Genomic DNA, 13,488 nt, shown 5'->3' with positions numbered 1-13,488 from the left:
AGAAATAGAAGAATGACAACATAGACACTTTATTGTTCTAATTTTGGCAACACCAAATTAAACAACTCTGCAAAGTGAGTTGCGAGGGTAAATGCGGTTGGAGGAAATACGGAAAGAAAAAGAGACGTCACTGGAACGCCTCTTTGATTGGTATTAGGAAAAGCTAAACCGCTGTTACGCTTCAAACAAATAGAGGTAGTCGCCGTAGCCTTGGCTCTCCATTTTCTCAACTGGCACAAATTTCATCGCAGCAGAGTTCATGCAGTAACGCAGACCTGTTGGTTTCGATCCGTCTTTAAATACATGACCAAGGTGAGAATCACCAAACTTACTGCGAATCTCGGTTCTTGGGTAAACCAGTTTAAAATCGGTTTTCTCTACCACATAGCTGGCATTGATCGGCTTGGTAAAGCTTGGCCAGCCTGTGCCCGATTTGTATTTGTCGGTAGACGAAAACAGAGGCTCACCAGTAACGATATCTACATAAATGCCCGCTTCTTTGTTATCCCAATACTTGTTGTTAAATGGACGTTCCGTACCATCTTCTTGAGTTACGTAGTATTGAAGTTTGGTCAGCTTCCCTTTGATTTCCTCGTCCGAAGGCTTTTCATATACCTTGGCGGCAGGCGCATTTTTCGCATCAATCAACTGGCGCAATGTTTTGGGGTTGGCTTTGCGATCATCACCGAACACTTCGTCTAAGTACTGGTCGCGACCCGAAGCGAAACGGTAGTACTTGTACTTCAGGCTGCTCTTTTTGTAATAGTCTTGGTGGTAGGCTTCCGCCGGATAAAACTTATCAAACTCGATCAGTTCGGTTTTCAAAGGTTTTGGGAAGATCATCGCCTTGTCGATTTCCATCATAAATTGCTCGGCAATCTGTTTCTGCTCGATATTGTGATAGAAAACAGCAGGACGGTAGTGAGCACCGCGATCAACGAATGACCCTTTGTTGTCTGTCGGGTCGATATGGCGGAAAAGTGATCCAACACTTCTTCATAGCTCACCACGTTCGTGTCGAACTTAACGCTAATGACTTCGATGTGCCCCGTTCTTCCAGAAGCGACTTGTCGATAGGTTGGGTTTTCTTCTTTGCCACCAGAATACCCAGATACTACATCCAGCACACCCGGTAGTTTTTCTAAATCGGATTCAGTACACCAGAAACAACCACCCGCTAACGTTGTGACTTCCGTTTTACCCGATGCGACTTTGGCTTCCATCGTATCTGCAGTTCCGGTTTGACTGAGTAAGATAAACAGCACTGGGACAGAGAATCCCACCAATAGTTTTGAGACTGTATTCATAACTTCCTTCAACGGCTTTTTATCAATGGAGTTACTTAAAAAGACAGACCTATCGGGAAAAAAGTTACAACGGGAATGAAAAATTCTCTGTCCGATAGGGGGCAGTGAACACCTAAGACTTTTTCGACCCAGAGCTGCGTTTTCTCGTTGAACCTGACTTCTTCGCCGAGCTTTTGCCTGTGCTGCGGCGCTTTTTGTAGGCTGGGCGCTCGACTTTAGGTAGGTGTCTGAGCGATTCAGGCACAGGACCAAACTTTACTTGCTCCATCAGGGTATTGATCTTGGTTTCAAGTGCTTGCATAAAAGGCTGATACGCCTGATTGCGTTCCGCCATGCCCTGCAACTGGTGTTCCCAATGGGCGGTCATGTCTGGGTAAGTGGAATCATTGGGCAGCGCATGCACCAGTCCTCGACCCGCAGGCGAGCTGAGAATGGACTTACCTTGCCGAGTCAGTAGCTTTCGCTTAAACAGGGTATCCAGTATTCCGGCGCGAGTCGCCTCTGTACCTAAGCCATCTGTTTCGCGCAGAATCTTTTTCAATTCTTTGTCTTCGACAAATCGGGCAATACCCGTCATGGCTTGCAACAAGGTTGCTTCGGTAAAATGCTTAGGTGGCTCGGTTTTTCTGTCTTTTATCTGCCCTTCTCGACAGGTTAATACGGTTCCTTCTGGCAGCGGTGGCACCGTATCGACGCCATCGTCCTGTTCCGTTTTCTCTTTGCCCATCAGAACTTTCCAACCCGGCTCGACCAATTGCTTGCCCGACGCGATAAAAGTGCCGCCTGCGATATCAAAAATTAACTTAGCCTCGGCGTACACCGCTGGAGGGTAAAACTGCATCAGGTATTGTCTGGCTATCTGCTTATAGATTTTCATTTCGTTGCCAGAAAGCGCATTGACCGAAGCTTTTTTTGGCGTTGGGATGATGGCGTGGTGAGCATCGACTTTGCTGTCGTTCCACGCTTTGGATTTACGAGAAAGATCCGCCCCCTGTACTGCTTGAGACAATTCACCGCAGTTGTTGGCAATGGCATCCGATACAGCTTTCGCCTGCCCAAAATGTTCCAAGGGCAAATAACGACTGTCGGAACGAGGGTAAGTGATGAGTTTGTGTTTTTCGTAAAGCGACTGACAGACGTTAAGCACGTCTTGAGCACTCATGCCGAATCGCTTGGCGGCATCTATTTGTAGCGCCGAAAGGGAGTAAGGCAAAGGGGCAGCTTGCTTGGTCTGCTTCTGCTCTGATTTGGTAACAGTTGCTGGCTGACCCGCAATGCGCGAGGCTACGTTTTCCACCAGCTTTCGGTTCAGGACTCGCCCTTCTTCATCCTGCCAGGGTTTACAGGCTTCACTTGGTTTCCAACGAGCTCGGATATCAAAGCTGCCATTCTGGTCTTGATAAGGGATAAGCGCATGAAGGGTGAAATAGTCTCGCGGGACAAAATTTTCGATTTCTTCGTCTCGACGAACCACCAAACCCAGTACAGGGGTTTGCACGCGCCCTACCGATAACACCCCCTGATAACCGGCTTTTTGACCAAGCAATGTATACGCGCGTGACATGTTCATGCCATACAGCCAGTCGGCACGAGAACGTGCCAGCGCAGAGACAGACAAAGGAATGAAATCCCGGTTACTACGAAGTTGAGAGAGCGCGCGCTTTACCGCAGGCAAGTTCAGGTCGCTGATCAGTAACCTTTCCATGTTCTCTTTTTTGCCTTTAGGAACTTTGCAGTAATCAATTACTTCGTCCACCAGCAACTGACCTTCGCGATCAGGGTCGCCTGCATGAACGATGTGGCTGCTTTCTTTTAAGAGCTTTCGGATCACCGTGAGCTGTTTGCTTGAAGTCTTGCGAGGTCTGAGTTGCCATTGGTCTGGAACAATCGGCAGGTCATTCATGTTCCATTTTTTGTAACGCTCATCGTAGGCGTCGGGTTCCACTTGCTCCAACAAATGCCCAATACACCAAGTCACGATGTCACCATTACTACACCGAATACACCCGTTTTCATTCTTTTGGGGTTTTGGAAGTGCCGCGGCAATCGCGCGCCCTAAACTGGGTTTTTCGGCAATGATGAGTCGAGACATAAATGGATGAAGTTCACTAGATAAAACAAAGCCACATTATCTAATGTGGCTTTGAGAATGCAAGGAAAGAAACTGTATTTTTATACAGTTATAAAAATTCCACGAACTGACTGAGGTCACGCTCAGGCACTTTCATTGGTGTACAACCTGGGGTGCCCACATAAAGGAAACCGACAATCTCGTCTTTGCCTTCTAACCCAAAGGCTTCATGCACTTTCGGGTGGAACATCCAGCTACCTGAACGCCAGAATGCCTGAAAACCTTGCGCGACCGCTGCCATCTGCATCGCTTGAACCGCACAACCCGCAGAAAGGTATTGCTCCAAAGCAGGCACTTTTTCATTTTCTGTGACCTTAGCGATCACCGTGATTACCATAGGAGCGCGAAAAGGGGCATTTTTCAGTTTTTCGATGACAGCTTCTTCGCTGTTTTCCGCTTCGGCCGCAGAAACCAGAATGTCAGCCAGTTTTGCTAAACCTTCACCTTGTGAAATCACAAAGCGCCAAGGCGTTAAGCCAGCATGGTCAGGCGCTCGAAGCCCGGCTTTAATGATGTTTTGAAGTGCTTCACCTTCTGGTGCAGGAGCAGAAAGCTTGGCAATTGAGCGGCGATTCAGTAAGAGGTCTAACGCTTCCATTTGAAGTCCTTATTCGTTTTTTCCAAATGTAGCACAATCCAGCAAAAATTTAGCCCCTGCGAGTGAGGGGCTAATTAGGGTCTGTTGACCTAAACTCAATCTGAGAGCCTAAATAGCCACCGCAAGCTTCACACCTTGTCGAATAGCGCGTACCGCGTCCAGTTCACCGGCATGATCCGCACCACCGATAATATGAAGTTTATCACCCAGCTTGCTCCAGTCGGATTCAAATGGGCGAACGGACTCTTGTCCTGCACAAACGATAACCGTATCGGCATCTAGAAGCTTTTCATCACCTTTATGCTCGATATACAGCCCTTTGCCATTCAGGCGTTGATACTTGACACCACCAATCAGGTTCACTCCGCGCTTTTCCAGAGTACGTTTGTGGATCCAGCCTGTGGTTTTGCCCGGTCCTTTCCCCACTTTGCCTTGGCGGCGTTGAAGTACCCAGACGGTTTTGTCGCTCACCGAATCTGGGTAAGGGAATAACCCGCCGGGATGTTCGATATTCTTGTCAATGCCCCATTCGTGTAACCAATCGTCCAAATCGTGGCTGTTTGGTTCAGTTAGCATAGTGGCGACATCGATTCCGATGCCTCCTGCTCCGATAATCGCGACTTTTTCGCCTACTGGTGTCTTTTCACGAATCAGTGTCTGGTAGTCCACCACTTTCTCGGCATTATCGAAGCCCTCAATGTTGACTTCACGGGGAGCTACGCCTGAGGCCATCACCACTTCATCGTAACCTTCCAGCATGTCAAAGGTGACTTCTGTTTCCAGCATGAGGTTGACGCCCGTGGTGTCAATGCGATTGGCAAAGTAGCGAATGGTTTCGCGAAATTCCTCTTTTCCGGGGATTTGCATGGCCAAACGGAACTGACCGCCAATGCGATCGTTTCTTTCGAACAGGTCGACATGATGACCCCGCTCGGAAGCCGTGGTCGCAAATGACAGACCAGCAGGACCTGCCCCAACGACGGCAATTTTCTTTTTCCTGGTCGCAGGTTGCACCACGATTTCTGATTCGTAGCACGCTCTTGGGTTCACTAGGCAGCTTGCACGCTTGCCTTTAAAAACGTTATCCAGACACGCTTGGTTGCAACCAATACAGGTGTTGATCAGTTGGCTTTGATTGGCTGCCGCTTTATTGACAAAGTCTGGGTCGGCCAAAAACGGTCTTGCCATGGACACCATATCAGCTTGCCCCGATGCAATGATTTTCTCGCCTTCGTCTGGTGTGTTGATTCGGTTACAGGTGATCACAGGGACATTGATGTGTGGTTTCACTTTCTCCGTCACCCAAGCAAAGGCGCTCCGCGGGACTTGTGTGGCAATGGTGGGGATTCGCGCTTCGTGCCAGCCGATTCCGGTGTTGATGATGGAAACGCCAGCTTTTTCCAGCTCTTTGGCCAGCATGATTACTTCTTCAAACGTGCTTCCCTCTTCCACTAAATCCAGCATGGAAAGCCGAAAGATAATGATGAACTCTTCACCCACTTTTTCACGAATTGCTCTCACCACTTCTAACGGAAATCGCATCCGATTTTCGTAGGTCCCCCCCCATTCGTCATAACGCATATTGGTGCGCTTACAGATGAACTGGTTAAGGAGGTAACCTTCTGATCCCATCACTTCGACGCCGTCGTATCCCGCTTGTTTAGCAAGAGATGCAGAGTTAGCGAAAGCATCGATGGTTTTTAGAATCTGACGATGACTCATTTCACTTGGTGCAAACTTGGCGATGGGAGCACGAATACCCGAAGCACTCTGAGAAAATGGGTGCATGGCATATCGACCTGCGTGCAGAAGTTGCAGCGCAATTTTCCCTCCATGCTCGTGCACTGCATCTGTGACTACCTTGTGTGCATTGGCATGTTTGGGTTTGCTGAACTCGGCGCTGAACGGGTGAAGCCTTCCGCGCAGATTTGGCGAGAATCCTCCAGTGACGATCAGACCTACTCCCCCTTTCGCACGCTCGGCATAGAAGGCTGCAAGCTTATGTAAGCCTTTCTTATCTTCTTCCAGACCAGTATGCATTGAACCCATCAATACTCGGTTTCTGAGCTGGGTAAAACCCAGATCCAGCGGTGAAAGTAAATTTGAATACATAGGGAGAGCTCACTTTAGTTTTATTGTAATGGTCTGACCACTTTAGAGCCCTTAAAACAAAAAATCAAACACCTGTTTACATTTATTCAACAACGATCAATCTTCTGTGTTTTTCTGCCTCAAGATGACGTAGGATGGAGAAATTACATAAGTACTTGTATTGGAAAGACATGAAAAAGTTATTTCGAGTTATAGGTCTGATTTTTAAGTGGATATGGAAGGCAATTTCCTTCCTGCGTCTCGCGATTATCAACCTGTTCTTTTTGTTTTCCCTGGCGATCATCTACTTCGTCTATACCCAAGCAGATACAGAAGGTCCTGTCGTTCAGGAACGTTCAGCATTAGTGATGAATTTATCTGGTCCTATCGTTGAACAAAGCACCTACGTTGCACCAATGGATTCCTTTACGGGTTCGCTGTTGGGGAACGAATTACCAAAAGAAAACGTATTGTTCGAAATCGTCGATGCCATTCGCTATGCACAAAATGACGATCAGGTATCTGGATTGGTTTTGGCTCTTCGTGAAATGCCAGAAACGAATCTGACTAAACTTCGGTACATCGCTAAGGCGATCAACGAATTTAAAACCTCTGGCAAGCCTGTTTATGCGGTTGGCGACTTCTACAATCAGAGCCAGTATTACTTAGCCAGCTATGCCGATAAGATCTACATGGCACCTGATGGTGCAGTGCTACTCCAAGGTTATGGCGCTTACAATTTGTACTACAAAGACATGCTGGAGAAACTGGACGTTAACACGCATGTTTTCCGCGTTGGCACCTACAAATCCGCCATTGAGCCCTTCACTCGCAATGACATGTCCGATGAAGCGAAAGAATCGGCTTCGCGTTGGCTTACTCAGCTTTGGGATGCCTTTGTTCATGATGTCGCCTTAAATCGTAAGATTGAAGCGGCAACACTGGCACCAAGTGAAGACGAAATGCTGAATCTGCTGCAGGAAGCGAAAGGTGATTTAGCCTTACTTTCCCATAAAGTAGGGTTGGTTGATGAGCTAGCAACTCGCCAGCAAGTGCGTAAAGCGCTGGTCGAAGAGTTTGGCAGTAACGGTAATGATAGCTTCAACCATGTGGGTTACTACGAGTACCTAGCCACCATGAACCCATTACCTAGCTTTGCTGCTGACGACGTCGCTATTGTGGTAGCCAGCGGCGCTATTATGGATGGTTACCAGCCTCGCGGAACTATTGGCGGAGATACGGTCGCATCACTACTTCGCGACGCCCGTATTGACGACAAAGTAAAATCCGTCGTATTGCGCGTTGACAGCCCTGGCGGCAGCGCATTTGCATCTGAAGTTATCCGAAATGAGGTTCAGGCTCTGCGCGATGCAGGAAAACCTGTTGTGGTTTCCATGTCTAGCCTAGCTGCATCAGGTGGTTACTGGATTTCGATGAGTGCAGACAAGATTGTTGCTCAGCCGACGACGCTAACGGGTTCTATTGGTATCTTTAGCGTGATTACAACCTTTGAAAAAGGCTTGAATAATCTTGGTATCTACAACGATGGTATTGGTACTTCGCCATTCTCTGGTGTGGGCATTACACGTGGACTGACTCCTGCGGCTTCTGAAGCCATTCAGCTTGGTATAGAACACGGTTACCAGCGCTTCATCGGGCTGGTTGGTGAAAACCGAGAAATGAGTATTGAAGATGTAGATAAGGTCGCTCAGGGTCGTGTCTGGACGGCAAAAGACGCCATGTCTTTTGGTTTGGTTGATCAGATGGGTGACTTTGACGACGCCGTTAAACTGGCTGCCGAACTCGCTGGTCTTGAGTCTTACAATATCTACTGGGTTGAAGAACAGCTGTCTTCAACTGAGCAGTTCATTCAGGAAATCATGAAGAACATTTCTGTAAAACTGGGTATTGATATGAACAGTATGGTACCTGAGTCGCTACGCCCGGTAGCAAAACAGCTATCACAGGACTTCAGCGTTATGCAAAGTTTCAATGACCCCAAAGGGCATTACGCATTCTGCTTAAACTGCCAAGTTCAATAGGCACTTCTTCAATCAAAAAATAGACGCTTCAGCGTCTATTTTTTTAGGTAAGAGCCATCCAACAATAAAAGAGAATCCTTCTGGGGTTTTGACTAAAATCAGATATAATCCCCGCCAACACCATGACGTATAACAACTAGAAACGTAGCCTTATGCCAAAGAAACACATTTACATCGCTTACACTGGTGGCACCATTGGAATGCAGAAGTCTGACCAAGGGTACATCCCAGTCGCCGGGTTTATGGAAAAACAGCTACAGAGCATGCCGGAGTTTCATCGCCCTGAGATGCCGGATTACACCATCCACGAATACGACCCTCTGATCGATTCTTCCGACATGACTCCGATGGACTGGCAACAGATTGCGGATGATATTCATGATAACTACGACAATTACGACGGCTTCGTGATCCTGCATGGTACAGACACCATGGCATACACCGCTTCTGCGTTGTCTTTTATGCTGGAAAACCTGGGTAAACCTGTCATCGTGACAGGCTCTCAGATTCCTTTGGCAGAGCTGCGTTCGGACGGTCAGGCTAATCTGCTGAATGCCCTTCATATTGCGGCAAATTACCCAATCAATGAAGTGACGTTGTTCTTCAACAATCAGCTAATGCGTGGCAACCGAAGTACCAAGTCTCATGCTGATGGCTTCAACGCGTTTACTTCTCCTAATCTCCCTGCACTGCTTGAAGCGGGTATCAATATTCAGGTAAGCAATCACGTTGAAGTGGACAAGAAGCCAGAAGGCGACTTCAGAGTTCATAAGATCATCCCGCAGCCTATCGGCGTAATCACTATGTATCCTGGCATTTCTCATGAAGTGATTCGCAACACCTTGCGCCAGCCTGTAAACGCAATGATTCTGCTGACCTTTGGCGTGGGTAATGCACCGCAAAACCCAGAACTGCTCGCACACCTGAAAGAAGCGTCTGAACGTGGGGTTATTGTGGTAAACCTTACCCAGTGCTTAGCCGGTAAAGTGAATATGGGTGGTTACGCGACGGGATGTGCGCTGGCAGAAGCCGGAGTCATCAGCGGATACGATATGACCCATGAAGCGGCGTTAGCTAAACTCCACTATCTGCTAAGTCAGAATTTGGGCTATGAGGATGTGAAAGCGGAAATGCAAAAAGTGCTGCGCGGTGAAATGAGTCTTTAAGGCCAACGTAACTTATTCAATACAAACATAAATAGGAGGCGACCGCCTCCTCTTTTTCATTCATCTTTGTCTATTTTTATTCGGGCGATTTCATCTTCCTTCTCGGAAAATTCTTTTTTCAGCTCAACCTTTGACTTAAACTCTATTTCGCCACCCGCGGCAACCGTCATGTGTTGCGCCTCGTTGTTATGCTTGGATTGATATAGCATAACGGCTTGCATGCAGGAGTCTCGCTGCTCTTGGTTTAACGGAGTACCATCTGGCCATTTCCCTGTTTCTACTGCATAATTTAAGCGCTCGTATACCTCGGGCGTCATTGCTTCGATAAGTTGCTCTACATTCACTTTCTTTCCTAATTATAAGCAAATAGGTTTTGAATAAGACCATATCCGGCTACTATGCTTAGTCAAGTAATGGACAACAAATTAGAGCCTTAGATCACAAGCGGGATACCAATGCTAAATACTCGACTTCTAATCTGTATCGCTTCAGCTTCAATGCTTTCAGGATGTTTTGAAGCCCACCAAAATACCGGGGAATTGTGCGAAGCAAACCCTACTCTTCGATGCGAAAAACTCAACATGCGTGACGGACAATGCCGCATTCCAAGAACCGATTTAATCTGGCACCGTTATGATGCATTGCGTAACAACACAGTAGATAAGATGCTCAAAGAATTTGAGATCTTACATGAATATCAGCAGTGCCTTGAGTTAGCAGCTCAGATTCAGCCTATTGACCAAAGTGATCTAAAAGAAAGGCGATTCAATGCTCTGGTTCATACCTATGATGAACAAAAGCGCATCCTTCACGATTTGAAGTCCTCCAAAGACCCTTATGCTTTGTATTTCCGCTGGACTCAGGGCGATGATGATGCCCAGAGAGAATTTCTGCAATTAGAAGGTACAGCAAAACTTAATACGGCTAAGCTGCAATACGCATTGGCAACTTACTATGCCAATAGAGATAAGCAGAAAACACTTACCCTGCTCGAAAACGCGCTGACTCTGACCAAAAAAGGTCAGCTGAATAATGAAGTGATTAAGTCGCTTGCCAGTACCAACCAGTCATTGGGCAATCTGGAATACGCTTATATATGGGCAATGGTCGGCAAGGAGTACGAAATCCCAGTATCCTCGGATCGTAACTTGAGAAGGCTGTATCCATTCCCGGAGGAAAAACTGGGTAAACTCAATGATCTGGCAGATGATGTGGTTGATGCAATCAAAGATGGTCAGTACAAACCATCTTTGATTCCGGAAATCGATGCTCTCAGGAAATGGTAGGGTGTGAACTTTCGTTTCCGTATATGAAAGTTTTTTTCAAAGGTGATGTGTTACACATCACCTTTTTTATTATTGTTGAAAATTAACGACACAGAGTTAACGCAAAAGCGTTCACCTGTGGTTTTAGGTCCATCAGGAAAAACGTGACCTAAATGGCTATCACAGGCAGCACAACGAATTTCTACCCTCTTCATTCCGTGACTCAGATCTTCCAGATATCGTATTGCAGTGTCGTTGATAGGGGCATCAAAGCTGGGCCAGCCACACCCCGAGTCATACTTGTTATCCGAGTGGAAAAGTGGGATTTCACAGCAGGTACACAGGTATTCACCGCTCTGTTTATTATGAAGTAATTTTCCAGAAAAAGGGGCTTCAGTCCCCTGCTGGCGACAAACACGAAATTCCTCATCGCTCAGTTGTTCTCTCCATTCTTTCTCCGTTTTTTCAACTGGTTGCACCTTTTGGTTCACGTTTATATTTCTCCATTTTTCTTATTTTTTATTCATTTCATTAAACAAAGTCTTGCCTAAGACTGGGGTTGTAGCACATACTTCGTAACCGAAATATGACCCGTGCGTCATTTTTGACACACTGATGTTGACTGAACACTTCTGCGCATGATTGCTGGCGCTAGATCCACGCAGTCATGTGTAAAAAATATACGTTTGCAAAGATATGTTAAAAAAAGCATCGCTTTTTTTTGACTTTAGACAAGTTAACCTTGATTATCTGTTGCAGATTTTGACTGGATTCTGTAATTTTACTACCAGTTATCTTTAATCAGAAATTAAGTTGTGGAGCAACTATAATGACTATCAAAGTAGGTATTAACGGTTTTGGCCGTATCGGTCGTTTCGTATTCCGCGCTGCTCAAGAGCGTGCTGACATCGAAGTTGTAGGTATTAATGACCTAATCGACGTAGAATACATGGCATACATGCTTAAGTACGACTCAACTCACGGTCGTTTCAACGGCACTGTTGAAGTTGAAGGCGGAAACCTAATCGTTAACGGCAAAACTGTACGTGTAACAGCAGAGCGCAACCCAACTGAACTTCAGTGGGACCAAATCGGTGTTGACGTTGTTGCAGAAGCAACTGGTATCTTCCTAACTGACGAAACTGCTCGCCAGCACATCACTGCAGGTGCTAAGAAAGTTGTTCTTACTGGCCCATCTAAAGACGCAACTCCAATGTTCGTTATGGGTGTAAACGACAGCACTTACGCTGGTCAAGACATCGTTTCTAACGCATCTTGTACTACTAACTGTCTAGCGCCTATCGCTAAAGTTCTTAACGACAAGTTCGGTATCGAATCTGGTCTTATGACTACAGTTCACGCAACTACTGCTACTCAGAAGACTGTAGACGGTCCTTCTGCTAAAGACTGGCGTGGTGGTCGTGGTGCTTCTCAGAACATCATCCCATCTTCAACTGGTGCTGCTAAAGCTGTAGGCGTTGTTCTTCCAGAACTAAACGGCAAACTAACTGGTATGGCTTTCCGCGTACCAACTGCTAACGTTTCTGTAGTTGACCTAACAGTTAACCTGAAAGAAGGCGCATCTTACGAAGCTATCTGTGCAGCAATGAAAGAAGCTTCTGAAGGCGACCTAAAAGGTGTTCTAGGTTACACTGAAGACCAAGTTGTTTCTCAAGACTTCATCGGTGAAGTTCAAACTTCAGTATTCGATGCTAAAGCTGGTATCGCTCTAACTGACAACTTCGTTAAAGTTGTATCTTGGTACGACAACGAAATCGGTTACTCAAACAAAGTTCTTGACCTAATCGCTCACATCTCTAAGTAAGCATTAGTTAAAGACTTTCTTTGATGAAAGATTGAAAAAAGGCGACCATTGTGTCGCCTTTTTTATTATGTACTTAGAGTTCATCGCTCTAGGTTCAATCCCTCTATTTGCAATAAAGAAAACAGGAAAGAAGATGGAATTACGTACTCTGCCCGCTCTGACTGTACTCTCAGATAATGTTTCGATTGTAGAAAAAGACAATGTAAAAATTGTTCGTGTTATTCACGAAAAAGCAGAAGCGGGAATCGCATTGCATGGCGGTCACGTTGTTTCTTTCAAACCCAGCGGTCAGCAGGACCTGATCTGGATGAGTAAAGAAGCTAAGTTTGATGGAAAAGCTGCACTTCGAGGCGGCGTGCCTGTTTGCTGGCCATGGTTTGGTCGCATTGCTGCACCTGCACACGGCTTCGCTCGTTCCAGTCAGTGGGATCTGGTTGAGCATCGTGAAAACGAAAACGGTGTCATCGTTAGCCTCGGTCTAAAGCCTAATACCGAAACCAAAGCAATTTGGGATTTCGACTTCGAAGCGATTCTGAATGTAGAGATATCAGACACTCTCACCATTACGTTGGATGTAAAGAATACAGACAGCAAAGCGTGGACTTTCTCTGGAGCACTTCATACATATCTCAATGTGGGTGATATTCTGAATACCGAAACCACTGGCATGGGCGCTGAGTACATCGACAGCCTTCAGGACGACAAAGTCTGCCAAGGCGGTGAAGTACTCAAACTGACTGACACCATTGATCGCGTTTACACTCAGCCAGAAGCACAAATCCGCGTGTCTGACTCTTCATTTGATCGCACAATTGTTATCGAGAATCAGGGTCATAACTCCGCAGTGCTTTGGAACCCTTGGAAAGAAGGCGCTGAAGGCATGGGAGACATGCAGAACGACGGTTACCAAACCATGCTGTGTGTGGAGTCCACACTACACGCACCAAGCATTGAAGAAGGTAAAACTCTGCAGCCTGGTGAAAGCCATCAGTTAGCGACCACGATTTCACTCGCAAATTAGGGTCTGTTGCCCTTTAAAGATGAATGACCGAAGCGACCATAG

10 protein-coding genes and 1 pseudogene are annotated in these 13,488 nt (G+C 46.5%); 5 read left to right on the top strand and 6 right to left on the bottom strand.

Going from position 1 to position 13,488, the window contains the following annotated elements; translation table 11 throughout:
- Window positions 1–174: 174 nt before the first annotated feature.
- The 4 genes and pseudogenes from msrB (INR79_RS05535) to INR79_RS05520 form a co-directional block, all read right to left on the bottom strand.
- Window positions 175–1,307: pseudogene (gene msrB, locus INR79_RS05535) on the bottom strand (peptide-methionine (R)-S-oxide reductase MsrB).
- Between the two features lie 112 nt (window positions 1,308–1,419).
- A complete protein-coding gene (locus INR79_RS05530; protein ID WP_223096318.1) occupies window positions 1,420–3,399 on the bottom strand; it encodes a DNA topoisomerase III in 1,980 nt (659 codons plus the stop codon).
- Window positions 3,400–3,487: 88 nt separating this feature from the next.
- Complete coding sequence (locus tag INR79_RS05525; RefSeq protein ID WP_004402187.1) at window positions 3,488–4,036, bottom strand: NAD(P)H nitroreductase; 549 nt, start codon at window positions 4,034–4,036, stop codon at window positions 3,488–3,490.
- Window positions 4,037–4,144: 108 nt separating this feature from the next.
- Window positions 4,145–6,148: an NADPH-dependent 2,4-dienoyl-CoA reductase gene (locus INR79_RS05520; RefSeq protein ID WP_223096316.1), complete on the bottom strand. Its 2,004-nt coding sequence runs from the start codon at window positions 6,146–6,148 to the stop codon at window positions 4,145–4,147.
- A 170-nt stretch (window positions 6,149–6,318) separates the two neighbouring features.
- Between INR79_RS05520 and sppA the strand changes: the two genes are divergently transcribed.
- Window positions 6,319–8,169, top strand: coding sequence for a signal peptide peptidase SppA (sppA, locus tag INR79_RS05515; protein WP_004402189.1), 1,851 nt, complete (start codon window positions 6,319–6,321; stop codon window positions 8,167–8,169).
- A gap of 152 nt (window positions 8,170–8,321) precedes the next feature.
- Window positions 8,322–9,335, top strand: coding sequence for an asparaginase (ansA, locus tag INR79_RS05510; RefSeq protein ID WP_223096314.1), 1,014 nt, complete (start codon window positions 8,322–8,324; stop codon window positions 9,333–9,335).
- 56 nt (window positions 9,336–9,391) lie between these two features.
- Here ansA and INR79_RS05505 read toward each other — a convergent pair whose 3' ends face one another.
- The gene (locus INR79_RS05505; RefSeq protein WP_004402191.1) at window positions 9,392–9,679 is read right to left on the bottom strand and encodes a YeaC family protein; all 288 of its coding nucleotides are present in this window, start codon (window positions 9,677–9,679) and stop codon (window positions 9,392–9,394) included.
- A 111-nt stretch (window positions 9,680–9,790) separates the two neighbouring features.
- Here INR79_RS05505 and INR79_RS05500 point away from each other — a divergent pair, with 111 nt between their 5' ends.
- On the top strand, window positions 9,791–10,621 hold the full coding sequence (locus tag INR79_RS05500) for a DUF2989 domain-containing protein (protein WP_004402192.1): 831 nt from the start codon (window positions 9,791–9,793) through the stop codon (window positions 10,619–10,621).
- A gap of 50 nt (window positions 10,622–10,671) precedes the next feature.
- Here INR79_RS05500 and msrB (INR79_RS05495) read toward each other — a convergent pair whose 3' ends face one another.
- A complete protein-coding gene (gene msrB / locus INR79_RS05495) occupies window positions 10,672–11,091 on the bottom strand; it encodes a peptide-methionine (R)-S-oxide reductase MsrB (protein ID WP_223096312.1) in 420 nt (139 codons plus the stop codon).
- A gap of 338 nt (window positions 11,092–11,429) precedes the next feature.
- On the opposite strand from msrB (INR79_RS05495), the gene gap reads away from it, so the two are divergent.
- Together gap and INR79_RS05485 are read left to right on the top strand one after the other, a co-directional pair.
- Window positions 11,430–12,425 (top strand): type I glyceraldehyde-3-phosphate dehydrogenase, encoded by a 996-nt coding sequence (gap, locus tag INR79_RS05490; RefSeq protein ID WP_004402194.1) that lies wholly within the window; start codon window positions 11,430–11,432, stop codon window positions 12,423–12,425.
- A 133-nt stretch (window positions 12,426–12,558) separates the two neighbouring features.
- Complete coding sequence (locus INR79_RS05485) at window positions 12,559–13,446, top strand: D-hexose-6-phosphate mutarotase (protein ID WP_223096310.1); 888 nt, start codon at window positions 12,559–12,561, stop codon at window positions 13,444–13,446.
- The last annotated feature ends 42 nt before the right edge of the window (window positions 13,447–13,488 follow it).

This window comes from Vibrio sp. SCSIO 43132 (assembly GCF_019904195.1).
Classification (GTDB): Bacteria; Pseudomonadota; Gammaproteobacteria; order Enterobacterales; family Vibrionaceae; genus Vibrio; species Vibrio nigripulchritudo.
This window is presented reverse-complemented; position numbering and strand designations above follow the sequence as displayed.